Raw genomic sequence first — 23280 nt, forward strand, 5'->3', positions numbered from 1 at the left:
ATCAGTCACTGAGATGACGCCGGAACCGACGGTACCGGGGCGACGCGATATCGTCACCTCCCAGCGGCCGACGCGAATCGACTGACGGGGCCAGTAACGGAGCGTGTTTGTGGTGACGGTGATGCGGCCCGAAACCGAACGGGCGCCGGCGCGGACCAGCCCGAAGACGGTCGCGCTCGCCCTCGTCCTCGCCTGGGTCGTCCCCCTGGCCGCCCACCCGCTGCGCCTCGACGTGCTGCTGCCGCTGCTCGCGCTCGCCGGCACGATGGCCGTCCAGCGCGGCGCGACCGGGCTCATCGACCGGTTCGTGCTCGCCTGCGCCCAGCTCTTCGGCGCCGCGTGCGTCTTCGGTCTCGGCCTGACCCTCTGGCCCGGGCACCTGCACCCGACGCTGGTCGCGGGCGTCGCCTTCACCGTGCTCGTGATCATCGCGGCCGCCACGGGCCGCCTGGAGCGCCCGGGCAAGGCCCGCCTCGACCGCCTGCTCGCGCTCGCCGTGGCCGGGGTCAGCGCGGTGTCGCTCATCCCGTACGCCGCGCGAGACCTCGGCGGCCGCCTGGGCCTGCCGCTGGCGGGCGAGGACATCGCCCGGCACTACCTGCTCTACGACGTGATCGGGCGCAACGGGGGATACCTCTTCCTGCGCCCGGAGGCGCTACGCCCCTTCGTGCCGGACGAGGAGCTCACCGGCATCGCGAACTACCCCCAGGGCCTGCACTTCGCCTACGCGGTGCTGTTCAAGTTCATCTCCTCGACCACGGGCCGCACCTCGGCCGCGGCGAGCGCCGACGTCATGATGTGGCTGCTCGTCGGCACCTTCCTGCTGCTCGCGCTGGCCGTGCTGTGGGCCGTGCGCCGGCTGGCCGGCCCGGGCACCACGAACGCGCGGCTGCTGCCCGTCCTGCTCGTCGCGGCCGCCTGGCTGGTGCTGGGCGACCCGGTGACCGTGCTGTCCCGGGGGTACCCGAACGAACTGGCCGGCCTCGCCTGCTGCGCGGTGCTCACCGCGATCGTGGTCCGGCCCCTGCACCGCCTCGGCGAGCAGACCGTGACCGTGGCCCTGCTCCTGGTCGGCATCTCGTTCAGCTACCCGCTGTTCCTGCCCTTCGGCGGCCTGGCCGCGCTGTGGTGGATCTGGCAGGCCCGGCTGTGGCGGTTCTGGTGGGGCTGGCTGACCGCGGCGCTGGTCGCGCTCGTGAGCGCGATCGGCCCGCTGACCGCGATGACCGCCTCCAGCGGCACGCAGCTGCTGCTCAACGGCACGGCCCGGGTGGTGGACCGGCCGGCCACGGCGGCGCTGGCCGGGCTCGCGGTCCTCGCCGTGCTCGTGCGCCGGGGGCTGCGCGCGCCGAGTCACCGGGCCGCCCTGTTCACCGTCGCGGTGGCGTTCACGCTGGCCGCCGGGCTGGGGCTGTACCAGACCGCCACGATCGGCCGCCCGGTGTACTACTTCGACAAGCTGCTGCACCTGCTGATCGTGGTCTGCCTGTGCGCGCTCGGCGGCCTGGTCCGGTTCCTGCCGGGCCTGTCGGTCGCGGCGCGCGTGGCCGTGGCCCTGCCCGTGGTCGCCGCGCTGGCGGTCGCGGGCGGCGAGTGGCACGCCCAGCCCGTCGCGCCCGGCGTGAAGCTCGCGCTCGGCAAGGACCGCGGCTCCCCCGAGGCCGCCCGCGACGCCCTGCTCATGGCCCGCATGTTCCCCGACGGCGGCGGCGCGGTGAACGTCGATCTCATGGGCAGCCCGTGGCGCAACTGGTCCGCGACGCTGGGCGCGGCGGCGCTGCAGCACCAGTACCGCTACTTCCCGGCCTGGTCCGGGCTGCTGTACCCGGGGTCCGCCGGGAAGGCGAGCACGATGGACGACCTGGACCGGCTGGTGCGGGAGAGCCCGGTGCCCGTGCGCTTCTTCGTGCACGACCCGGAGGCGAGCCTGCTCGTTGTCGATGGAGAGCGCCCGCACCGGCCGAACGTGAAGCCTGGTCAGCCGCTCCCGGTGGCGTTCGGCGACCCGGCCGCGCCGACCAACATCGCGGCGGCCCGGGCGCTGGCTGCGAAATATCCGACGAAAGTGCAGGTCGTGTACGCTACGCCAGCGAACCCATAGGACTCCGTGTGGTGGCGCAGCACCGCAACCGAGACGGATTGGTCATCGTGCAAAGACCCGAGGTCAGCGTCGTTATCCCCACGCGCAACCGGCCCGAGCTGGTGGTGCGTGCCGTGCGCAGTGCGCTGGCCCAGACCCTCACCGACATCGAGATCGTGGTCGTCGTCGACGGCCCGGACCCGGCGACGATCGCGGCGCTGGAGGCGGTCGGCGACGATCGCATCCGCCCGGTCGAGCTGCCCGAGTCCGGGGGCGCCCCGAACGCCCGCAACCGCGGCGTGGACAACGCCCGGGCCGACTGGGTGGCGTTCCTCGACGACGACGACGAATGGCTGCCGGAGAAGCTCGCCACGCAGCTGGAGCGCGCCCGCGCCTCGGGTGTGGCCCAGCCGATCGTGGGTAGCCGCCTCTACATGCGCACGCCACGGGCCGAGCTGATCATGCCCCGCCGGGTGCCGGCGCCGGGCGAGCCGATCAGCGAATACCTCGCGGTGCGCCACGGCCTGTTCCACGGCGACGGCTTCATCCAGACCTCGACGATCCTGGCCCCGACGGCCCTGCTGCGGAAGGTGCCGTTCGCCGACGGGCTGCGGCGGCTGCAGGAGCTGGACTGGACCCTGCGCAGCCTGCAGGAGGACGGCGTGGATCTGATCTACGCCGAGGAGCCGCTCGTCATCTGGTACGCCGACGAGAACCGCCCCCGCATCAGCTTCGACGCCCCGTGGAAGCAGTCGCTGGAGTGGCTGCGCCAGACCCGCCCGCGCGTGACCCCGCGGGCCTACGCCGCGCTGGCGATGAGCGTCGTCGGCTCGATGGCCGCGGCCAGCCGCAGCCCGCGGGTCTTCTTCGACCTGCTGCACGAGGCCCGCAAGCACGGCAAGCCGAGCTTCACCGACTACGTCACCTTCCTGCAGGTCTGGCTGGTGCCGGCCGGACCTCGCCGGGTGGTGCGCGACTTCTTCCTCAGCCGCCGCCGCGCAGGGACCAACGCCTGATGATCACCGCCAGGGGGCGCGCGGCCTTCGCCGTCGTCGCTGTCGTCGTCGCGCTCCTCGCGGGCGTGCTGGAGTACACCCGGACCGACTCGATCGGTCAGTCGGCGGCGGCGTTCGCGGCCGGCCTGATCGCGATGGCCGTGGCCGGGATCGCCCTGAGCCTGCCGGGCATCACGCTGCAGGGGCTGGTGCTCGGCGGGCTCTTCGTGCTCGCGGGCATCCTGACCTGGACGGCGACGAAGCGCCCCGGCATCATCTGGGCCGTCCTCGCGGTCGAGGTGGTCGTCTTCGCGGTGTGGGCGTGGCCGTGGCTGCGCTCGCTGAAGTCCCTGTCGCGGCTCGGCACCGCGTGGCTCGGCCTGGCGTACTGGTTCCTCGGCATCATCGGCGCCGTGCTCGTCGCGCAGTGGAAGGTGGCGGGGCAGCGGGTCGCCTACGCCGGCGTCTTCACCCTCGCCGTGCTCGCGCTCATCGCCCTGAACACCGCCGCCAAGCGCCGCGGCGGCGCGCACGGCAAGGACCTCTCGGTCGGCATGGCCGCCGCGATCCTGCTCGGCATCGCCGCGCTGCTGCTCGCCGGCTCCGGCAGCCTCTTCGACAAGGTCCACGCCATCCCCGACAACGCCTCGGCGAAGGTGATGACGGACCGCTTCTGGGGCGGGCCGGGCCTGTTCTACCACCCGAACTCGCTGGCCGGGCTGATGGCCGTGGCCGGCATCCGGATCGGCTTCGACCGCGCGATGCTGTGGTGGCAGCGGCTCGGCGTGGCCGCGCTGGCCGCGTTCGTGCTGTCGATCTGCGAGTCCCGCACCGGCTTCGTCTTCGCCACCGCGGCCGCGGTCGTGCACCTCGGCCTGGCCCTGTGGAAACGCCACGAGCACGCCGAGGGCCTCGACCGGCGGTGGCCCGCGCTGGCCCTCCCGTTCGCGGTGATCGCGATCGTGCTGACGCTCGGCGGCGGCTACCAGTGGGTGCTCAAGGACCGCTTCGCCGACAACCCGGGCGACGTCACCAGCGGCCGCACCGACACCTGGCGCCAGGTCTGGGTGGACTGGAAGGACGCCGGGTGGGCCGAGAAGACCTTCGGCGACGCGCGGACCTCCCGGGCCGTGGTCGAGCGCCTCGACGACGGCAACCCGATCGAGGGCCCGCGGCGCCAGCTCAACACCGACAACGCCGCCGTGGGCGCCTTCCGCCGCGGCGGCGTCCTGGGCGCGGCCGCCTTCCTGCTCGGCCTCGGCCTGCTGCTCTGGCACGCGATCCGCCGCCGCCCGAACGGCGCGCTCCCGGCCGCCTGGTTCACCGTCGGCGCCCTGGCGGTGGTCCCGACCATCGCGACCGAGGACTGGCTCATCGGCGGCACCAACGGCGCCATCTGGCTCCTGCTCGCCGCGGGCGAGGCGAGGACGCTCCTGCGCCGCGACGAGCCGGCCGAAGTGACCCCCGAGCCCGAGCTCGCCGTCTCCTAGACCGGCGGGCATGCCCCTCCCGGACTACGCGAAACCTCGTGTCAGCGGGGACGAATGGCGTAGGTCACGTCGCCCCGGGTCTGCGGGTTCCAGCTCGCCGGGATGTGGAAGCCGCAGCCGTTGGGCGGGTCCACGCAGACGACCGCGTCGACGGACTCGATCGGCGGGGGCGGGTGATCCGGCTGCAGGGACTGCATCGACACCAGGTCGTCGCCCTTGAGCAGGATCCACCAGGGGTACTCCCAGCTGTTGTACCCCTGGATGATGCCGACGCGCCGGGCCCCGGAGGCGTTGATCGCGTCCGCCGCCCACCGGTAGTCGCGGCCCCACTCCGGCCGGCGGATGAACCGCTCGTCCAGCGTGGGCGTGGTGAACACCGAGCCGGACCCGACCAGCCGCCGCGGCCACCCGACGGTCACGGCCGCGGCCCCGGCCAGGGCGCCGATCACGAGCAGCCCGGCCATGAGGCGGGCGACCGCCCGGCGGCGGAAGACCAGCAGCGGCTCGACCCAGAGCGCGGCCAGCGGCGTGCCCAGCAGGATCAGGAAGACGATGAGCCGGTTGCCCCACGGCTGCCACTTGACCAGCACGACGTACGCGAGCATGGCCAGCCAGAAGAGGGACGCGTAGACCCGCGCCGGGCTCCGCCGCCACAGCAGGACGGCCGCGCCGATCAGGATCAGGGCGCCCTGCACCGGCAGGGAGACCCGGTCCTCGTCGGGGGGCCAGGAGGTGTACGGGTAGGTCGCGCCCCAGTACGTGATGTCGCGCGCGTCCGGGTCGACGCCGATCGCGTGGGCCAGGCCGCGGATCGCGCCCGCGCCCACGGGCCCGGCCGGCGTCTGCAGGGCCGTCTCGGCGATCCGCAGCGCGTTGATCAGCACCGAGGCGGGGTCGTGGCGCTGCATCGAGATCGACTCGCGCAGGTGGTCGGGGCCGAGCGGGTTGCTGTAGGTGGTCTCGACGCGCCACAGGTACGGGCCGGCGATGAGCGCCATCATGGCCACGACGATCGCGGTGCCGGCCCCGGCCCGCAGCCACTCGCGGCGGCGCACCTGCTCCACGAACCACCACACGAGCAGGGGACCCGCGGCCAGCAGGCCGGTCGCCTTGGTGAGCAGGGTCAGGCCCGCGGCGGCGCCGAGCAGGACCACCGCCGGCCAGGGGGTCGCGCGCCCGCGCTCGTCGAGCACCAGAGTCGCGACCGCGCCGACCCAGAGGGCCACGACCAGGTCGGTCTGGGTGCTGGTCGCCTCGAGCAGGACGATCGGGGTCGTACCGAAGATCAGCGCGGCGACGAGCTGGGCCCGGCGGTTGCCGCCGAGCTGGGCGGCGATCCGCGACGCGATGAGCGTGCCGAACATGCCCGCCGCGAGCTGGACGAGGTTGTAGAGCGCGTCGCCGCCGGTGAGCAGGCGCAGGTGCAGGAGGATGTACTCCGCGCCGGGCGCCATGGCGAGCTGCCGGTCGATGATCGTGGGGTAGAACCCCACCCCGCCCTGCGCCACCCAGTGCTCGACCTTGGGCAGGTGGTAGGTCTGCGAGTCGAAGTTGTTCGGCGGCGCCATCAGCGCGATGACGAGATCGGCCAGGAACAGCCCGCCGAGCGCGATCGCGGCCACGCGCTCGAGCCGGTCGGCGCTTCCCCAGAAGTCCCGAAATTTCGGGTGAAAACCGGCAAGGCGGTGCCGCCCGAGCCAGCCGACGGCCAGGGCGGCGACCACCCACAGCGCGATGATCACGGGGCGGTTCAGCCAGCCGAGCGCCGAAAGGAGCTCGACCAGCACGACCGCCGCGGTGCCGAAGACGACGCCGGCGCGAATGAGCAGGAGTCGGGTCGGCGCAACGGGCACCGCGGCAGGCTATCGAACTTTCCTGAGAGGCCTACAACCGCTCGACGACGCGCCCCCGGCAGCGGTTGCGGGTGTCGAAGATGTATTGCGCGTGCTCCTCGACGAGCGAGTAGTCGAAGTCGTCGTGGTCGGTGAGCAGCACCACCACGTCCGCGGCCATCACCTCGACCGGGGTCAGATCGACCAGCGTCACCCCGCCGAGGGTGCCCACGTCGCGGGGCAGGGCGTGCGGCTCGACCGCGCGCACGTCGGCGCCCAGGTCAACGAGCAGCTCCGCGACCGCCCGGGCCGGCGACTCGCGCAGGTCGCCGACGTTGCTCTTGTACGCCAGCCCGAGCAGCAGGATCCGGCTGCCGTTGACGGGCTTGAATCGGGTGTTGAGCCCGGCGGTGAGCCGCTGCACCACGTAGCGGGGCATGCCCTCGTTCACGTCGTTGGCCAGCTCGATGAATCGGAACCGCTGTCCCACCTCCCGTTTCACCTGCCACGACAGGTAGGAGGGGTCGATCGGCAGGCAGTGCCCGCCGACGCCGGGGCCGGGGTCGAAGGCCATGAAGCCGAAGGGCTTGGTCGCGGCCGCGCCGATGGCCTCGCGCACGTCCACGCCGAGTTGGTTGGCGACGATCGCGAGCTCGTTGACCAGCGCGATGTTGATGTGCCGGAACGTGTTCTCGAAGAGCTTCGTGAGCTCGGCGGTGCGCGGGGCCGACACCGGTACCGTGCGATCCACGAACCGCTCGTAGAACGCCTTCGTGGCCGCGAGCGAGCTCTCGTCGATGCCGGACACGAGCTTCGGCGTGTTCTCCAGGTGCCACGTCGGGTTGCCCGGGTCGATGCGCTCGGGGCTGTAGCCGAGGTGGAAGTCGTCGGGGGTGCGCAGCCCGCTGGCGTGCTCCAGCAGCGGGCGCAGCACCTGCTCGGTGGTGCCCGGATACGTGGTCGACTCGAGGATCACCGTGCAGCCGGGGCGCAGGTACGGCGCGATCTGCAGCGCCGCGTGCTCGATGTGGCTGATGTCGGGCACCCCGTCGGTGAGCGGGGTGGGCACGGTGATCGCGCAGGTGTCGAAGCCGGCCGCGTCCGCGTAGTCGTCGGTCGGGCGGTAGCGCCCGGTCTCCAGCGCCCGGCCGAGGCGCTCGTCGGAGATGTCCTCGACGAACGAGATCCCGGCGCCGAGCGACTTGATGCGGTCCGTGTCGACGTCGAGCCCGACGACGTCGTCGCCCGCCTCGACGGCGCGGATGGCCAGCGGCAGGCCGACGTACCCCTGCCCGATGATGACGACTTTGCCCATGATCATCCTATCCGGGAAGCACTCGGCCCGCCGGGCGAGCAACACCCGACGGGCCATGGAGGTACTGCAGAAGCGTCAGTTCGTGCGGCGGCGGCGGAACGAGATCCAGCCGCTGCCCACCAGCGCGGTGAGCCCGAGGATGCCCGGGATCAGGTCCGCACCGTAGGTCTTGTGCTGCTCCGGCGCGGCGAGCGCGGTCTCGTTCGCCTGGAGCTTGAACGGCGACCAGCCGCTGCGGAACGGCCCGTAGAAGCCGACCGGGCGGTCGTGGCCGTCCCAGTGCCCGCGCGCCGGGCTGGAGGCCAGCGGCGTGCCGTCGAAGATGTCGTCCGGCCAGCCGCCCCAGTTGAAGTGCTGGAGGTCCTTGACGCGTACGGTGGCCTTGAGCGTCTTGTGCGACTGCTTGCCGGTCACCTTGATGACGGCGTATCCGGGCGCCTCGAACCGGATGCGGGCCGAGAATCGGCCGTCGTCGTCCGCGCGGCGGTCGCCGTTGATGATGACATCGCACGGCTCCCCGTCGGCGTTGCGGTAGTGCACGTTGATGCCGATCGGCTCGCCGGCCACGAAGCTGCGCCCCTGGAGCCGGACCGCGCCACCGACGGAGATCGACGCGGCGCTCACCCGGATCTGCGGCGCGGGCGCCGGGTATGAAGCCTCCGGGGCGGCCTGAGCGCTGGTCGGCGCGCCGAGCACGGCCGCCGCGACGACGGCACCGGCAAGGCCGGCCAGTGTTGACAGCGACGTTCTTGTTCGGGCTCGCATGACTCTCCCTTTCCTCTCCCCGGGAATTACCGTAAACCCGCATTAGGGGTGAACCGGACTATTTCTCGCAACTCGGGCCAGGTTGCAACCGAGTGGCCCACGGCGAGATGCCCGGCGTCGTGATGAGCCGCGGTTCCACGGCCCCCCTGGTCCCCGTCGGACCCGAGACCAGATCCACGACGAGGGTGCTCTTCGCCCCCGGCGCGAGGTCCACGGGCAGCACGGCGACCTCGCGGCCCTTCTCGTAGCCGGTGCCGAAGTCGACCTCGGTGCCGTCCTGCTTCGCCGCGATGGGCGAGCCGCCGGTCGGGGCGTAGACGAGCACGTTGGTGCGCAGGACGCCCTCCCCGGCCAGGCTCAGGCCGAGCACGCTGCGCGGCAGGCCGGTCTTGGGCGCGGTGGAGCCGAGCTCGACGGTCAGCCGCAGCGGGCGGGTGCCGTCGTCGAGGCAGCGGCCGGTCTCCAGCGCGACCGAGTGGGTCAGGTAGTAGCCGAGCTTCGCGCCGGTGCCGTCGTTGAGGAACACGCCCACCGTGGGGTGGGGGCCGTCGTCGGCCGGCAGCGTGCCCGCGAACGGGGTCCGGGCGATCTCCGCCTGCTCCTCGGGGTGCGCGCTCCAGGCCAGCAGCCGCCGCTCGTCCGTCGCCCGGGTCAGGGCCTGCACGATGCTCCGGTTCATCGGCACCCCGCCCATGAGCTTGTCGAGCACCGCCTTGGCCGCCCCGGCGAAGAAGGCGTCCTGGTCCGGCTCGGCGGCGATCTTGAGGTACACCTCGGACAGCAGCTGCCGCACCGCCGTCGCCCCGGTCAGCTGCGCGCCGCCGGGCAGGTTCACCGGGCCGGTCGCGCCGAGCAGGTAGGCGAGCGCGACCGGGTCGGTGGCGAGCACGCCGTCGACGGCCCGGCCGGAGCGCTGGCGGTACATCTCCCGGATCAGCGCGGCCGCGGTCGGGAAGTCGGGGGTCAGGTTCACGTCGGCCGGGTAGGTGCCGAGCCGGTTGGTGAACAGGTCCTCCTGGTCCGGGTCGAGCGGCAGCACCGGCGTGTCGAAGTCACGCAGCGTCTTGGCCGCGGTGCCCTGCTCCACGAGGGAGAGCCGGCCGTGGTCGGTCTGCACGACGGCGAAGGCGCCGGGCATGCCGCCGGTGGCGCGGGCCTCGGCGAGGTTCTGGAACAGCACGAGGTAGGTCCGCGGCCCGTCGGCCCCGAGCAGCGCCGGCAGCAGCTTGGCGGCCTGGGCGGCCGGGTCGAGCATCGGCACGACCCGGTCCAGGCCAGCGTCGACCTGGTCCAGCGCGGTGCGCACCCGGGCGTTGAGGCCGCCGCGGTCGAGCCCGGCGAGCCGGTGCCGGGCGGCCTTGGCGACGGTGGCGGCCTCGGCGATCCGCGGTGCGGCGCCCGCCACCGACGTGAGCCGCGTGGCGTCGCCGTCCATGGCGGCGGTCATGTTGTCGGCGGCGTCCAGCAGCGGCGGCAGCACCTCCCGGGCGAGCGCGTCGATCGCGTCGGCGACCGCCCCCACCGCGGTGAGATCGTCCCCGGCCACGGGCAGGCGGCTGCCCAGCCACCAACTCGGGCCGTGCGCGTCGGCCCGGGCCGCGCCGGTCTGCCGTTGCAGATCCGCCGTGGTGCGCCGGGCCGCGGCCAGGTCCCCGGCGCGCAGTTGCGCCTCGAGGTCCCCGACCAGCGTCGCGGCCCGCTGGAGATGCCCGGCCGCGTCCGCGCCCACCGTCGCCAGGCGCAGCCCGAACCCGGCGAGCACCACCAGCACGACCACGGCCCCGGCGACGATCCGCCGTCTCCGGGTCCGCAGCAGGCGCTTGAGCTGTTCAATCGGCACCGCTGACCACCTCCTCGACTCGATCGGGGGCGGTGAGGACACGCAGGGCGCGGTAGAAGTCCGCGCGCCTTCGGGCGAGGGTCTCGGCGGCGTAGGCGCGGGCCCGGCCGAGGTTGCGGGCCGAGGCGGCGGCCATCGCGGCGGGGTCGGCCGCGAGCGCGGTGATCGCGCGGGCCAGCGCCGCCGGGTCCCCGGGCGGGACCAGGCGGGCGCCGCCGAGCAGCTCGGGCACGCCCCCGACGGCGGAGGCGACGGCGGGCAGGCCGCGGGCCATCGCCTCGATCAGGGCCCGGGGCAGGCCCTCGGTGCGCGAGGGGAGCACGAAGAGGTCGGCGTCGTCGAGGAACAGGCGCACGGGCGCGCCGGGCGGGACGGCCCCGGCGAAGGAGACCCGGCCGCCGAGCCGGCGCTCGCGCACCAGCCGCTCCAGGTCGGCCCGGCACCGGCCGTCGCCGACGTGCACCAGGCTCGCCTCGATGCCGTTGCCGGCCAGCAGCGGCAGCGCCTCGATGAGCGTGTCGATCCCCTTGTACGGCTGCTCCAGCGAGCCGACGGTGAGCAGCCGCAGCGCGACGCGCGGCGAGCCGGTGTCCCGCCGGGGCGCCCCGGCGAACGCGGCCTCCTCGAGCTGGATGCTCGAGTACGCGGCGGTGACGGCGCCGGGCGCGGCCGGGTAGCGGGCCTGCAGCGCGCGCTCGGTGACGTAGGAGACCGCGGACGCGGCCCGGCACTGGGCGCGCAGGCGGCGCGTGAACCACCAGCGCAGCAGCGGCCGCAGCGGGTGCCGGGAGGCGCCGGGGGCGAAGACGTCGTGCGGGTCGCCGACGACCTCGAGCCCGAACGGCGCCGCCCGCAGGCGCTTGCTCATGAGCGTCCCGATCGCCGAGGGCACCCGCAGCAGCACGGCGTCGCCGGGCGCCACGGCCTCCCGCAGCGCGCGCCTGATACGCGGCAGCCGCAGCAGGTACCGACCCGGGCCGACGTAGTGCGGGAGCGGGTACACCTCGACCCCGTTGCCGTCGACGCGGCCGGCCCCGGGCGGGTGACCGGGGCTCTCCTCGCAGCGGGCCACCACCCGGACCTCGCCGAAGACGGCCCGGTAGCGCTGCCAGAAGTCGTTGGGCGCGCCCGTCGTGGACCAGACGGCGCCGTCCGGGGTGCGCAGGTACCGCTGCTCGGTCGTCACGACGAGACGCATGCGAGGGGCTCCTCATCGTCGGCGCGGGCCGAGTCCTGGGCACGAGCCGAGATCATCCGGATCACGCCGAAGAAGACCGCGCCGTAGACGACCGTCTTGAGCAGCGACTGGCTCTCGCCGCGGAAGCCGTACATCCAGGCGACCGTGAACAGGATGCTGGCGTAGGCGTACACCGGCGCCCGGTCCACCCGGTTGACGAGCCAGCGGTGCACGGCGGTGAGCAGCGCGAAGAGCACCGGGATGCCGGCCAGCCCGAAGTTCGCGTACGCCTCCCCGGTGAGCGAGAACCCGTAGCCGGAGTCGCTGCCGGGCGCGTACCGGTCCACGAGCCACTGCGCGAGCGGGGTCTGGTGCTGGCCCGGGATCAGGTTCACCAGCGCGTGCAGGTAGCTGGCGCCGTGCATGTACGGCTCCGTCGACGGCACGTGCCCCATCACCCAGGTGTCGACGAACAGCACCGAGCCCTGGTTGAGAATCGCGCTCGCGTCCGTGCCGCCCGGCGTGCCGCTCCCCCGCAGCGCGAAGAGGGCGGTCGCGCCGAGCAGCAGCCCGGCGCCCCACAGCACCGAGCGCGGCAGCCGGCGCTCGGTGCGCACCAACTCCCGGTGCAGGACCAGGGCGAAGAGCACGAAGACGAAGTCGCGCTCGCCGGTGGCCAGGCAGTAGGCGATGTAGGCGCCCAGGTTGACCCGGTAGGCGAAGCGGCCGGTCGAGCTCTCCTGCGCGATGAAGTACAGCGCGCAGGCGCACATCTCCAGCAGCAGGTAGTCGTAGTGCAACGGGCCGGCGACGGCGATGCGGTCCAGCTTGTTCCCGGCCAGGAACGCGGGGCCGCCCCAGGCCAGGACCCCGAGCGCGTACAGCGCCAGCAGCGCCAGCACCGCGGGCACGAGCGGCATCCGCCGGCCCTTCTCGAGCTGCTCGATGGGGTCGCGGATGTCGCGGCGCTGACGCAGCAGCAGCCCGGCCGCGGCGACCCCGGCGAAGGCGAGCAGGAGCCCGAGCGCGGCCCGGCCGATGAGCAGCGTGTTCGTGCCGAAGTAGATGGTGCCGCCGAGCAGGTAGCTCAGCACCGGGCCGAAGCCGAAGAGCAGGAAGTACGCGGCGAGGTAGGCCAGCATGTCCCGCCGGCCCCCCGCGAACAGCAGCACCGGCACGGCCAGGGCGGCGAGGCCGGCCGACCACCAGGGCTGCGCCGCGAGGTCAAAGGACACGCCGCAGCACCTCCCACTTCAGCGCGCAGTGCACGATCGCGGCGGCCGCGGTGGCCCACGCCGCCCCGAGCACCCCGTAGCGGGGCACCAGCAGCAGCGCGGCCAGCCCGGCGGCGAGGAGCACGGCCGCGTTCACGGCGAGCTGGCCGGTGAAGCGGCGGGCGGCGGAGAGGCCGGCGTCGAGCACGAAGCAGACGCCGCCGACCACGGTGGCCAGGGTCAGCACCGTGAGCACCCGGCCCTGACCGGCGTACTCCTCGCCGTACAGCCGCCGCAGGAGCTCGGAGCCGAAGAGCCACGCCGCCCACACGCCCAGCCCGCCGGCCACCGCGACGCCGAGCAGCGATTGCCACAGCAGGCTGCGGAAGCCGGCCGGGGTGCCGTTGACGCGCAGCTCGGTCAGGCGGGGCAGCAGGGTCTGTGCGATCGCGGAGAAGAACACGTTGCCGGTGAGCACGAGGTACCCGGCCGCGGCGAACACGCCGAGCGCGGTGGCGCCGAGGCGGTGCTCGAGGGCGTACCGCGGCACGTTCACGGTCAGCGAGGAGAGCCCGGAGGCCAGGCCCAGCGGCAGCGCGGTCCACAGCAGCTCGGCGACCCCGCCCGCGGCGCGGTGGGTGTGCTGCTTGGCGCGCGGGTCGGGGCGGTTGTGGAAGCGGCCCGCGAACGGCGCGCAGCACATGAGCCAGGTCAGCGCGGACGCGGCCGCGGAGCCGGCGGCGGCCCACGCGACGCTGCTGGTGCCCCAGAGCAGGGCGGCGACCAGCGCGACGGTCAGGCCGCCGTTGACGAGCTGGGCGGCCGCGATGCTGCGCTGGTCGTGGTGGCGCTGGAGCAGGCCCAGGTAGATGTCGCCGATGCCGTCGAAGGCCTTGGCCGCACCCACCAGGAGTACGACGGCCGGGGGCAGGCCGAAGGTGATCACGATCGCCGCGATCACGCCCATGGCCGCGCCCATGCCGACCAGCCGGACGCTCAGGTAGCGGCGGAACGGGTGCTCGCCGTTCGGGTCGGTCACCAGGACCGTGCGCAGCGACAGGTTGGCCAGCAGCACGACCGGCGCCCCGATCGCGAGCCCCAGCGCGTAGTCGCCGACCATCGCGGGCGTGCCCAGCCGGGCGACCACCACGAGCACGAGCCACTGGCACAGCGCGTAGCCGCCGTTGCCGGCCACGCTCCAGGCCAGGTTGCCCGTGAAGGACGGCCGTTTGACGGGGCTGGTGCGGTGCCTGGTCGTCGTCATCGCGCGGCGTTCTCCAGGACGTCCGCGACCGCGCGGGCGGCGGGGCGCTGGGCGAACAGGCGCTCGGCCCGCTCCCGGGCGAGCTCGCCGCGGCGGGCCAGGGTGCCGGCGCGGAAGTCGGCATACGCCTCCCGCAGCGCCCCCAGCAGCGCCTGGGGGTCGTCGCGGGGCACCACCCAGCCCGACGCCGGATCGACGGTCTCCGGCAGCGCGCCGGCGTCGGAGACGATGCTCGGCACGCCCATGGCCGCGGCCTCGACCGCGGCGCCGTGGTTCTCCGACAGCGACGGGCTCACGCTGAGGTCCGCGGCCGCATAGCAGTCGCGCACGTCGAGGACGGACTCGTGCCAGTCGATGCTCGGGTCGCCCGCGACGTCGAAGCGGGCCAGCAGCTCGCGCTTGTGCGCCGCGCCGGCCGCGTCGAAGCCGCCGCCGAGCAGCACCAGGCGCGCGTCCGGGCGGTCCCGCACGAACGCCTTCCAGGCGGTCAGGAGCACGTCGTGGCCCTTCACGCCGCGGCCGGGGCGGATCAGGCGCTTCGGGGCGTAGACGTAGGCGACCATGCCCACCACGAACGTGTCGTCGCCGGCGCCGAGGGCCTCGCGGGACGCGGCCCGGTAGGCGGGCGAGGGCGGGGTGAAATCGTCGGTGTCGACGCCGTACGGGATCGCCGGGGTGCGCTCGTCGGCCAGGCCGATCTCGCGGTACAGGCGGGCGATGTGCTCGCTGCCGCCGATGACCACGTCGTCGAGCCGGCACAGGAAGCGCTCCACCGACCGGATCAGCGGCGACTCCAGGAACAGCGGGCCGGGGACCATGTGCACCTTGGCCACGTCGAGGCCGAGGGCGGCCAGGCGGCAGGCCAGCGCGGAGGCGTACAGGTGGTAGTGCAGCACGTCCGGGTCGATCCCGCGCAGCTGCCGGCGCAGCCCGAGCAGGCCGGTCAGGGTGGCGGGCGACGGGCGGAAGCGGAAGTCGAACGCGGACTGCACCACGTCGACGCCCCGGTCGTGCAGCGCCTTGCGCAGCCGCCCCTCGTGCCCCGGGGGCAGCACCGCGACCACCTCGTGGCCGCGCTCGCGCAGCTCGTCGACGTGCGGCAGGGTCCAGCGCCCGCCCTCGTCCGTCTTGAGGACCAGAGCCACCTTCATTTCGCGGGTACCCCCTTGACGGTCGTCTTCGCGCCGACGTCCCGGGTCACGCAGGCCCCGGCGCCGACGGTCGCGTCCGCGCCCACCCGCAGCCCCTGCAGCACGCACGCGGTGGTGCCGATGAGCACCCCCGGGCCGATGTGGCAGTCGCCGGAGATCGCCGCGAGCGGGTTGACCTGGACGAAGTCCTCCAGCACCGAGTCGTGCCCGACGGTGCAGTTCTGGTTGAGGTGCACGTGGCGGCCGATGGTGACGCTGGTGGTGACCCGGGCGCCCGGGAACGCCACGAACCCCTCGCCGAGCACCGCGTCGGCGCCGATCGTCGCCGCCGGGTGCACCAGGGTCGCCGCGGCCAGCCCGTGCAGGCGCAGGTCGTCGTCGATGCGCGCGCGGATGCGCGGGTCGCCGATGCCGATGACGTAGCCGATCGAGGGCCGCTCGTCGCTCAGCCGGGAGCTCGGGCCCAGGAACGGCACCCCGAGCGCGGCGATGCGGTCGAGGTTGCGCTGGCTCGGCCCGTCGTCGACGAATCCGCGCACCGGCATCCCGGCCGCCCGGGCGATCATGAGCAGCTCCCGCCCGTGCCCGCCGCAGCCGACGATGACCAGACCGTTCTTCATCGCGGTAGACCTTCGAACTCGTGGGCGGTGGCCGCCCCCTGCGCGGTAATGCCGTCACGGCGCAGCACCGTGCGCACGGTCTCGGCGAGGATGCGCAGGTCCAGCCCGAGCGACTGGTTGCGCACGTATTCGAGGTCGTAGGCGAACTTCTGCTCCCAGCTCAGCGCGTTGCGCCCGCGCACCTGGGCCAGGCCGGTGATCCCGGGGCGCACGTCGTGACGGCGGCGCTGCTCGGCGGAGTAACGCTCGAGGTACGCCACCGGCAGCGGCCGCGGCCCGATCAGGCTCATGTCCCCGCGCAGCACGTTCCACAGGGCCGGCAGCTCGTCGAGGCTGGACGCGCGCAGGAACCGCCCGGCCGCCGTGAGCCGCTCGGCGTCCGAGCCCGGCCCCTCCCGCATCGAGCGGAACTTGACCAGCGTGAACGGCTCGCCGTGGCGCCCGGCCCGCTCCTGGCGGAACAGCACCGGCCCGCCCAGCGTGGCGCGGACGAAGACCGCGGTGGCCACGATGACCGGGGCCAGCACGAGCGCGGCGGCCGAGGCGGCGAGCAGGTCGAGCGGGCGCCTCATCGCGCGTCCAGGAAGTCGCCGATCGCGTCGAAGACCCGCCGCTGGGCGTCGTCGCGCATCCCGGAGCCGCTGGGCAGGTTGAGGCCGGTGGCGAAGAGCCGGTCGGCGACGCCGGTGACGGCGGCCCGGTGGCCGCGGAACACCGGCTGGGCGTGCATCGGCTTCCACACCGGCCGCGTCTCGATGTCGCGGGCGGCCAGCCATGCGCCGAGGTCGGCGGCGGCCCAGCCGGCCCGCTCGGGTTCGACGATCAGCGTGGTGAGCCAGCAGTTCGCGTCCGAGGAATGACCAGTGTCGCCCTCACCCAGCAGCCGGGTGCCGTCCGTTGCCGCGAAGATTTTGGCGTACCGCTCCCGCAGCGCCCTTCGCCGCCCGATCATCTCGTCCAGGCGGGACAGCTGGGCCCGGCCGAGCGCGGCGAGCAGGTTCGACAGGCGGTAGTTGTAGCCGATGTCGCGGTGCTCGTAGTGCGCGACGGGTTCCCGGGCCTGGGTGGCCAGGTGCCGGCAGCGGGCCGCGAGGTCCTTGTCGTCGGTGACGACCATGCCGCCGCCCGAGCTCGTGATGATCTTGTTGCCGTTGAACGACAGCGCGGCCGCCCGGCCGAAGGAGCCCGCCGGCCGCCCGTCCCGGCTCGCCCCGAGCGCCTCCGCGGCGTCCTCGATCACGGGCACCCCGAGGTCGGTCAGCGACGCGTACTCGGCGACCGAGCCGAACAGGTCCACCGGCACGATCGCGCTCACGATCCGGCCCTCGCGCCGCAGCTCGGCGACGGTGGCCGCGGTGAGATCCGGGTCGAGGTTGCCGTCGCCCGGCAGGCTGTCCACGAAGACCGGCTCGGCGCCGGTGTAGACGACCGCGTTGGCCGTGGCCGCGAACGTGAGCGTCGGCACGATCACCGCGTCGCCCCGCCCGACGCCGATCGCGAGCAGGGCCAGGTGCAGGGCCGCGGTGCCGGAGCTGACCCCGACGGCGTGCGCGGTGCCGCACCGGCGGGCGACCTCGGCCTCGAAAGCGTCGAGATCCGGGCCGACGGGCGCGACCCACCCGGACCTCAGCGCGTTGACCAGGTAGCGCTCCTCGACACCCGAGACGTCGGGCGCCGACAGGAAGATCCGCGTGTTCACCACATACCCCCGCTGGAGTCGGCCCTGATGCTGTTCGTCTGCCGGGCCAACCGGTGCCGGTCCGCGATGGCCGAGCGGCTGGCCCGCGCGCTCGGTCTGGACGCCGCGAGCGCCGGAACCCACGCCGTGCCGGGCCTCGAGATGCCCGAGCACGCCGAGACCGTCCTGCGCGAGCACGGCGCGGACCCGTCGGCCTTCGTCAGCCGCCGCGTCGTGTCGTCCCTGCTGCTGACCGCGCCGCTGGTGCTGACCGCGACGCGGGCCGAGCGCGCGCACTGCGTGACCATGGCCCCGGCCACCGCGGGCCGGACGTTCACGCTGCGGCAGTACGCGCGGTACGTCGCGGCGCTGCCGCCCGGGCCGGTGTCGCTGCGGGACATCTCCGCGGTCCGCGGGCGCCTGCAGCCCGGCACCCCTGCCGACGACGATCTCGAGGATCCCTTCGGCGGCCCGATCGAGGGCTTCCGCGAGTGCGCCGCGACGATCGAGGGCATCCTCAGGCTCCCCGCGTTCCGGCCTTGACCGGCTGGGGCTCCTCGTCGACCGGCTTCGCCGGGGCCGCGGGCAGGGCGCGCTGGGGGCGGTGGGCGCCCTCGTGGGGGCCGTAGTACGCGTAGGTGTAGCCGTCCCCGTTGCCGCCCTTGGCCCCGTTGAGCACGCAGCCGAACAGCCGCGCCGAGACCGCCTCGATCGCCTCGACGGCCGCCTGGGCCTGGGTGACCGTGGTCCGCCCGGCCCGCGTGACCAGCACCGCCCCGTCGGCCCGGCTGGCGACCACGGCCGCGTCGGTGACGACGAGCAGCGGCGAGGTGTCCACCACGACGTACTCGAAGTCCTCGCTGACCTCGGCCAGCAGCCGCGTCATCTGCTGGGAGCCGAGCAGCTCGCTCGGGTTGGGCGGGATCGTGCCGCTGGGCAGCACGTAGAGCTCCTGCTCGCCCCAGCGCTGCACCGCCGTGTCGACGTCGACCTGCCCGACGAGGACATTGGTCAGGCCGACCGCGCCCTCCAGGTCGAGATATTCGGCGAGCTTCGGGCGGCGTACGTCCGCGTCCACGAGCAGCACCCGGTGCCCCGCCTCGGCGAGCACGATCGCCAGGTTGCACGCGATCGTGGACTTTCCCTCGTCCGGCAGCGCGCTGGTCACCACGACGCAGCGGGCCCGCCGGTCCGGGTCGACGAACTGCAGGTTGGTGCGCAGGTGCCGCATCGCCTCCCCGCGCGGGGACCACGCGGCGTCCTCGACGAGCAGGGGCGACTCGACGGCGTGGGCATCGTGCGGTACCGCGGCCAGAATCGCCTTCTTCGTGGCCTGCCGCAGCGCCGCGACCGAGCGGATGCTGTTGTCCAGCAACTCCCGCAGCACCGCGGCGGCGGCGCCCGCGACCAGGCCGAGCAGGAGCGCGATCGCGAAGTTGCGGGCCGGTTGGGGGCTGATTGGGTCGGTACTGACCGAGGGCCCGGTGACCACGTCGACGCGCACGGTCGGGTTGGTGCCGCCGGGCGGGGTCTCCAGCGTCGCCACGAGCGCGGCGAACTTCGTCGCGACCGCGTCGGTGACCCGCAGGGCCCGCGCGCTGTCGGTGTCCACGACGGTGACCTCCAGTAGCACCGTGTCCGGTACCGTGCGCGCGCTGATCCGCCGGCGCACCCCGGCGGCGTCGAGGCCGACGCTCGGGTCGGCGGCGACCGCCGTCGCGAGCCGGTCGCTGCCGACGAGGTTCACGTAGGAGCGGGCGCGCTGCTGCGAGAACAGGCCGCCCTGGTAGGCGTCGGTGACCCCGCTGCTCGGGGTGCTCACGAAGAAGGTGACGCTCGCGGCGTAGGTCGGCGCCGTCTGGGCGGTCACCACCACCGCGGCGACCAGCGCGAGGCACGCCGTCGTGGCCACCAGCCACCAGCGTTTGCGGACCGCGCTGACGTAGTCGCGCAGCTCCATACGCCATGACCTCCCGTAGCCGTTAGCTCAACACAGCGTGACATCTCGACCGGGGGTTCGGGAGCGATACGGGCTTTTACGCCGAAATGGGACGGTTATTCATGAAGAATCGTCGCGTGGACGATCACCGACCCGCGGGGCCCGGGGACTGGCCGGCCGACCTGTACGCCTGGACCGGAGGGCTCGCCCTCGCCGCGGCCCTGACGCACCCGCCCCTGCATGTCGCGGCGGGAACGATCCTGCTGGCGGCCGCCCTGCACTCGCTGGCGGCGTGGCCGATCCAGCTCTACCGGCGGCGGTACGAGCGCGCCTCGATGAGCGAGCTGCGGGCGCTCGTCGCCACCGTGGTGATCGCCGGCGGCCTGCTGACCGCCCTCGCGCCCGTCTCGCGGGTGATTCCGCTGCTCGGCGGCGCGGCGGCCCTGACCGCCATGGTCGCGATCCGCTGGACCCGGCTGGCCCGGCGCCCGTCGCGGGCGTCCGAGGGCGTTGCGGTGCTCATCTACGGCGCGGGCGCGGCCGGGCACCGGCTGCTGCGGGCGATGTCGCGGGACCCGCACTGCCGCTACCGCCCGGTGGGCTTCCTGGACGACGACCCGCACAAGCACCGGCTGCGCATCTCCGGCATCCCCGTGCTCGGCGGCCGCGGCGCCCTGCGCACGGCGCTCGCCGCGACCGGAGCCGCGGGCGTGATCTTCGCCGTGCGCAACGAGGACGGCTCGCTGCTGCGTGCCCTGCGGATGGATCTGTCCAAAATTTCGGGATATTTCGTGAAGGTGCTGCCCTCGCTCGACGCCTCGCTCGACCTGGACCAGGTGCGCGACGTCCAGCTGGCCGACCTGCTCGGCCGGCGGCAGATCGAGACCGACCTCGCCGCGATCGGCGACTACCTGACCGGCCGCCGGGTGCTCGTCACCGGCGCCGGCGGCTCGATCGGCTCCGAGCTGTGCCGCCAGCTGCACCGGTTCGCGCCGGCCGAGCTCATGATGCTCGACCGCGACGAGTCCGCCCTGCACGCGGTCCAGCTCTCCATCCACGGCCGGGCCCTGCTCGACGACCCGTCGCTGATCCTGGCCGACCTGCGCGACGCGGCCACCATCCGGCGCGTCTTCGAGGACCGCCGGCCCGAGGTGGTCTTCCACGCGGCCGCGCTCAAGCACCTCACGCTGCTCGAGCGTCACCCCGCCGAGGCACTGCAGACCAACGTGCTGGGCACGCTGAACGTGCTGGAGGCGGCCGCGGCCACCGGCGTGCGGCGGCTGGTCAACATCTCCACCGACAAGGCGGCCGCCCCGGCCAGCGTGCTGGGCTACTCGAAGCGGATCACCGAGCGGCTGACCGCGCACCACGGCTTCCTCAACGTGCGCTTCGGCAACGTGCTGGGCAGCCGGGGCTCGGTGGTGACCGCGTTCCGCTCACAGATCGCCGAGGGCGGCCCGGTCACGGTCACGAGCCCGGACGTGACGCGGTACTTCATGACCATCCCCGAGGCCGTCGAGCTGGTCATCCAGGCCGCGGCCATCGGCTCGGGCGGGGAGGCGCTGGTGCTCGACATGGGCTCGCCGGTGCGCATCGCCGACCTGGCGCGCCAGCTCATCGGTGACGCGCCCGTCGAGATCGTCTTCACCGGCCTGCGCCCGGGCGAGAAGCTGCACGAGGAGCTGTTCGCCCCGGGCGAGGCCGACGTGCGGCCGCTGCACCCGCTCATCTCGCACGTCCAGGTCCCGCCGCTCGACCCTCCGCTGGCCCGGGCCCTGCACGGGGACGGGGCCGCGCTCGTCGGCGCGATGGCCGACCTGTGCGTGGTGCCCGCGCTGCCGGCTATTGCGGCGCCGGCGTTGCCTGACCTTGAAACTGCCGCGCGTACCAGCTGACCGTCTCGGCCAGGCCCTCGTCCAGCGGCACCGGGCCGTGCCCGGGGAACAGCTCCTGCAACCGGGTCGAGTCGGCCTGGGAGTCGCGCACGTCGCCGGGGCGGCCCGGGTCGAAGACCACCTCGACCGGCCGGTCGACGAGGACGCGAATCTTGTCGACGAGCTCCAGCAGCGAGGTCCGCGTGCCGAAGGCGAGGTTCACCGGCGTCGGGCTGGTGACCCGGCGCACGGCGGCGTCGGTGAGCAGGCGGGCGACCGAGCCCACGAAGGTGAAGTCCCGCGTCTGCCGCCCGTCGCCGTGCACGTGGACGGGCTGTCCGCGCAGGGCGGCGTCGGTGAAGGTGGGGATGACGGCGGCGTACGCGTGCCCGACCGACTGCAGCGGCCCGTACACGTTGAAGAACCGCAGCGCGAGCACCGGCAGCCCGTAGGTGGCCCCGTAGGCGAGGATCGCGGACTCGGCGGCCAGCTTGCTCGCCGCGTACGGGCTCTGCGGCCGGGTCGGCAGCTCCTCGTGCTTGGGCAGCGTGCGGGTCGGCCCGTACACCGAGGACGAGGACGCCGCGATGATCGGGGTGCCGCCGAGCCGGCACGCCTCGAGCACGTGCATGGTCCCGTTGGCGTTGACCAGGTGGCTGCGCATCGGATCGGCGACCGAGCGCGGCACGCTGGGCCGCGCCGCGAGGTGCACGACGACGTCGGCCTCGCCCACGGCCGCGTCGATCGCGGGCCGGTCGAGGATGCTGCCCACGACCAGCCGCGCGTCGACGCCGTCGAGATTGCGCTCGCTGCCCGTGCTGAGATCATCGAACGCGACGACCTCGGAGACTCTTGGGTGCACGGCCAGCTCACGGCACAGATTCCCGCCGATGAACCCCGCCCCGCCGGTAACCAGAACTCTCATCGTTCAAGTCCAACGCGTCGAGAGGCGGACAGATACCCCCTTTGCCCGTATTTCGGACTTTTCGGCGACATCGGTTGACCGTTAGACGGACGCCACACGTGCGCGACGTATCGGCCGTCGTCGAGCCGGCGTGCTGGTGACGCAACCCCGGAGCGGGCGTCACCAGCACGCTGCCGTCAGATGGACGCCAGGCGGGGCAGGATCTTCTCGGCCAGGCCGTTGGCGAACTCGACCGGGTTGCGGTCGGGCATGGTCATGACCTCGGTGATGCCCAGCGCCTTGAAGGACTCGACGTCCTTGAGCCAGGCGTCCGGGTCGGTCAGGGCCGGGCGCGTCACCAGGGCGGTCTTCACGATCGAGTCGTAGTCGCGGCCCTCGGCGGCGCAGTGCTCGCGCAGCACGTCGAGCTTGTGGGCCACGTCCTCGGCCGAGGTGCCGAAGAGGTTGCAGGCGTCGGCGTACTTGGCCACGAGGCGCAGCGTCTTCTTCTCGCCGCCGCCGCCGATCATGATCATCGGGTGCGGGGTGCTGATCGCGGCCGGGGAGTTCAGGATCTCCGTCAGCCGGTAGTGGGTGCCGTCGAACGTGCCGCCCTCGCCGCTCCACATCCGCAGGCAGATCTGCAGCGTCTCCTCCAGGCGCTCGAAGCGCTCGGCCATCGGTACCACCGGCACGCCCAGGCCCCGCTGCTCCCGCTCGTACCAGGAGGCGCCGATGCCGAGCCGCGCGCGGCCGCCGGAGAGCACGTCCAGCGTGGTGACGATCTTCGCGAGGAGGCCCGGGTGGCGGTACATCACGCCGGTCACGAGCAGGCCCAGCGTCATCTTCTGGGTCAGCGCCGCGACGTACCCGAGGGTCGTGTAGCCCTCGAGCATCGGCTCCTCGGCCGGCGCGTACTGATCCATCTGGAAGTAGTGATCCATGACCGTGAAGGAGGCGACCCCCGCCTGCTCGGCGACGAGCGCCGTCTCGCGCAGCGTGGGCGCGATGGCCACGGGCTCGGCGGGGTTGGAGAAGTTCCAGTAGTGCAGACCCAGCTTCATAGGCCCATTCTTACGCGCTCGGCGACGGCCCTGCCGCGATCCGCCGCAACCGCGCGTGAACACTCTCGGACGCCTCGG

The 23280-nt window shown here is 73.6% G+C and carries 19 protein-coding genes; 5 read left to right on the top strand and 14 right to left on the bottom strand.

Annotated elements, in window-relative coordinates; translation table 11 throughout:
- The first annotated feature begins 121 nt into the window (after window positions 1-121).
- Genes ABT369_RS02880 through ABT369_RS02890 form a run of 3 tightly spaced genes read left to right on the top strand, consistent with a single transcriptional unit; the run spans window position 122 to window position 4565 of the window.
- A complete protein-coding gene (locus ABT369_RS02880; protein WP_350609973.1) occupies window positions 122-2101 on the top strand; it encodes a hypothetical protein in 1980 nt (659 codons plus the stop codon).
- 47 nt (window positions 2102-2148) lie between these two features.
- The gene (locus tag ABT369_RS02885; protein ID WP_350609974.1) at window positions 2149-3096 is read left to right on the top strand and encodes a glycosyltransferase family 2 protein; all 948 of its coding nucleotides are present in this window, start codon (window positions 2149-2151) and stop codon (window positions 3094-3096) included.
- Complete coding sequence (locus ABT369_RS02890) at window positions 3096-4565, top strand: O-antigen ligase family protein (protein WP_350609975.1); 1470 nt, start codon at window positions 3096-3098, stop codon at window positions 4563-4565. Before ABT369_RS02885 ends, ABT369_RS02890 begins: the two co-directional genes overlap by 1 nt.
- A gap of 41 nt (window positions 4566-4606) precedes the next feature.
- Here the strand turns inward: ABT369_RS02890 and ABT369_RS02895 are convergent, their stop codons facing one another.
- The 11 genes from ABT369_RS02895 to ABT369_RS02945 all read right to left on the bottom strand — a co-directional run bounded on the left by ABT369_RS02895 (window position 4607) and on the right by ABT369_RS02945 (window position 17442).
- A complete protein-coding gene (locus tag ABT369_RS02895; RefSeq protein ID WP_350609976.1) occupies window positions 4607-6418 on the bottom strand; it encodes an ArnT family glycosyltransferase in 1812 nt (603 codons plus the stop codon).
- A 31-nt stretch (window positions 6419-6449) separates the two neighbouring features.
- Window positions 6450-7712, bottom strand: a complete 1263-nt coding sequence (locus tag ABT369_RS02900) for a nucleotide sugar dehydrogenase (protein ID WP_350609977.1) — start codon at window positions 7710-7712, stop codon at window positions 6450-6452.
- 75 nt (window positions 7713-7787) lie between these two features.
- Window positions 7788-8477, bottom strand: a complete 690-nt coding sequence (locus ABT369_RS02905; RefSeq protein WP_350609978.1) for a hypothetical protein — start codon at window positions 8475-8477, stop codon at window positions 7788-7790.
- 58 nt (window positions 8478-8535) lie between these two features.
- Window positions 8536-10317, bottom strand: coding sequence for a DUF4012 domain-containing protein (locus ABT369_RS02910; protein ID WP_350609979.1), 1782 nt, complete (start codon window positions 10315-10317; stop codon window positions 8536-8538).
- Window positions 10307-11515 carry a glycosyltransferase gene (locus tag ABT369_RS02915; protein WP_350609980.1) on the bottom strand — a complete coding sequence of 403 codons (1209 nt, stop codon included), beginning with the start codon at window positions 11513-11515 and terminating at the stop codon, window positions 10307-10309. Before ABT369_RS02915 ends, ABT369_RS02910 begins: the two co-directional genes overlap by 11 nt.
- Window positions 11500-12729: an O-antigen polymerase gene (locus ABT369_RS02920; RefSeq protein ID WP_350609981.1), complete on the bottom strand. Its 1230-nt coding sequence runs from the start codon at window positions 12727-12729 to the stop codon at window positions 11500-11502. Before ABT369_RS02920 ends, ABT369_RS02915 begins: the two co-directional genes overlap by 16 nt.
- On the bottom strand, window positions 12719-13972 hold the full coding sequence (locus ABT369_RS02925) for a lipopolysaccharide biosynthesis protein (RefSeq protein WP_350609982.1): 1254 nt from the start codon (window positions 13970-13972) through the stop codon (window positions 12719-12721). Before ABT369_RS02925 ends, ABT369_RS02920 begins: the two co-directional genes overlap by 11 nt.
- The gene (locus ABT369_RS02930; RefSeq protein ID WP_350609983.1) at window positions 13969-15123 is read right to left on the bottom strand and encodes a glycosyltransferase; all 1155 of its coding nucleotides are present in this window, start codon (window positions 15121-15123) and stop codon (window positions 13969-13971) included. The genes ABT369_RS02925 and ABT369_RS02930 overlap by 4 nt, the downstream gene beginning before the upstream one ends.
- Window positions 15120-15743 carry an acetyltransferase gene (locus tag ABT369_RS02935; RefSeq protein WP_350609984.1) on the bottom strand — a complete coding sequence of 208 codons (624 nt, stop codon included), beginning with the start codon at window positions 15741-15743 and terminating at the stop codon, window positions 15120-15122. Before ABT369_RS02935 ends, ABT369_RS02930 begins: the two co-directional genes overlap by 4 nt.
- On the bottom strand, window positions 15740-16315 hold the full coding sequence (locus tag ABT369_RS02940) for a sugar transferase (protein ID WP_350609985.1): 576 nt from the start codon (window positions 16313-16315) through the stop codon (window positions 15740-15742). The genes ABT369_RS02935 and ABT369_RS02940 overlap by 4 nt, the downstream gene beginning before the upstream one ends.
- Entirely contained in the window at window positions 16312-17442 is a 1131-nt protein-coding gene (locus ABT369_RS02945; RefSeq protein ID WP_350609986.1) for an aminotransferase class I/II-fold pyridoxal phosphate-dependent enzyme, read from the bottom strand. The genes ABT369_RS02940 and ABT369_RS02945 overlap by 4 nt, the downstream gene beginning before the upstream one ends.
- 27 nt (window positions 17443-17469) lie before the next feature.
- Between ABT369_RS02945 and ABT369_RS02950 the strand changes: the two genes are divergently transcribed.
- Window positions 17470-17964 (top strand): arsenate reductase/protein-tyrosine-phosphatase family protein, encoded by a 495-nt coding sequence (locus ABT369_RS02950; RefSeq protein WP_350609987.1) that lies wholly within the window; start codon window positions 17470-17472, stop codon window positions 17962-17964.
- Here the strand turns inward: ABT369_RS02950 and ABT369_RS02955 are convergent.
- On the bottom strand, window positions 17939-19381 hold the full coding sequence (locus ABT369_RS02955; protein WP_350609988.1) for a tyrosine-protein kinase domain-containing protein: 1443 nt from the start codon (window positions 19379-19381) through the stop codon (window positions 17939-17941). The genes ABT369_RS02950 and ABT369_RS02955 overlap by 26 nt on opposite strands.
- 116 nt (window positions 19382-19497) lie before the next feature.
- On the opposite strand from ABT369_RS02955, the gene ABT369_RS02960 reads away from it, so the two are divergent.
- Window positions 19498-21255, top strand: coding sequence for a polysaccharide biosynthesis protein (locus tag ABT369_RS02960; protein WP_350609989.1), 1758 nt, complete (start codon window positions 19498-19500; stop codon window positions 21253-21255).
- Here ABT369_RS02960 and ABT369_RS02965 read toward each other — a convergent pair.
- Together ABT369_RS02965 and ABT369_RS02970 are read right to left on the bottom strand one after the other, a co-directional pair.
- Complete coding sequence (locus tag ABT369_RS02965; protein ID WP_350609990.1) at window positions 21203-22159, bottom strand: NAD-dependent epimerase/dehydratase family protein; 957 nt, start codon at window positions 22157-22159, stop codon at window positions 21203-21205. The genes ABT369_RS02960 and ABT369_RS02965 overlap by 53 nt on opposite strands.
- Before the next feature lie 176 nt (window positions 22160-22335).
- On the bottom strand, window positions 22336-23202 hold the full coding sequence (locus ABT369_RS02970) for an LLM class F420-dependent oxidoreductase (RefSeq protein ID WP_350609991.1): 867 nt from the start codon (window positions 23200-23202) through the stop codon (window positions 22336-22338).
- Window positions 23203-23280: the final 78 nt, after the last annotated feature.

Origin of the sequence: Dactylosporangium sp. NPDC000244, assembly GCF_040300725.1 — a bacterium.
In the GTDB taxonomy this organism is placed as follows: domain Bacteria; phylum Actinomycetota; class Actinomycetes; order Mycobacteriales; family Micromonosporaceae; genus Dactylosporangium.

Bases quoted from the DNA above. Each gene is read 5' to 3' on its own strand.
- ABT369_RS02880 (WP_350609973.1), top strand. From the start codon at position 122: ATGCGGCCCGAAACCGAACGGGCGCCGGCGCGGACCAGCCCGAAGACG.
- ABT369_RS02890 (WP_350609975.1), top strand. From the start codon at position 3,096: ATGATCACCGCCAGGGGGCGCGCGGCCTTCGCCGTCGTCGCTGTCGTC.
- ABT369_RS02900 (WP_350609977.1), bottom strand. From the start codon at position 7,712: ATGGGCAAAGTCGTCATCATCGGGCAGGGGTACGTCGGCCTGCCGCTG.
- ABT369_RS02905 (WP_350609978.1), bottom strand. From the start codon at position 8,477: ATGCGAGCCCGAACAAGAACGTCGCTGTCAACACTGGCCGGCCTTGCC.
- ABT369_RS02915 (WP_350609980.1), bottom strand. From the start codon at position 11,515: ATGCGTCTCGTCGTGACGACCGAGCAGCGGTACCTGCGCACCCCGGAC.
- ABT369_RS02925 (WP_350609982.1), bottom strand. From the start codon at position 13,972: ATGACGACGACCAGGCACCGCACCAGCCCCGTCAAACGGCCGTCCTTC.
- ABT369_RS02930 (WP_350609983.1), bottom strand. From the start codon at position 15,123: ATGAAGGTGGCTCTGGTCCTCAAGACGGACGAGGGCGGGCGCTGGACC.
- ABT369_RS02935 (WP_350609984.1), bottom strand. From the start codon at position 15,743: ATGAAGAACGGTCTGGTCATCGTCGGCTGCGGCGGGCACGGGCGGGAG.
- ABT369_RS02940 (WP_350609985.1), bottom strand. From the start codon at position 16,315: ATGAGGCGCCCGCTCGACCTGCTCGCCGCCTCGGCCGCCGCGCTCGTG.
- ABT369_RS02950 (WP_350609987.1), top strand. From the start codon at position 17,470: ATGCTGTTCGTCTGCCGGGCCAACCGGTGCCGGTCCGCGATGGCCGAG.
- ABT369_RS02955 (WP_350609988.1), bottom strand. From the start codon at position 19,381: ATGGAGCTGCGCGACTACGTCAGCGCGGTCCGCAAACGCTGGTGGCTG.
- ABT369_RS02965 (WP_350609990.1), bottom strand. From the start codon at position 22,159: ATGAGAGTTCTGGTTACCGGCGGGGCGGGGTTCATCGGCGGGAATCTG.
- ABT369_RS02970 (WP_350609991.1), bottom strand. From the start codon at position 23,202: ATGAAGCTGGGTCTGCACTACTGGAACTTCTCCAACCCCGCCGAGCCC.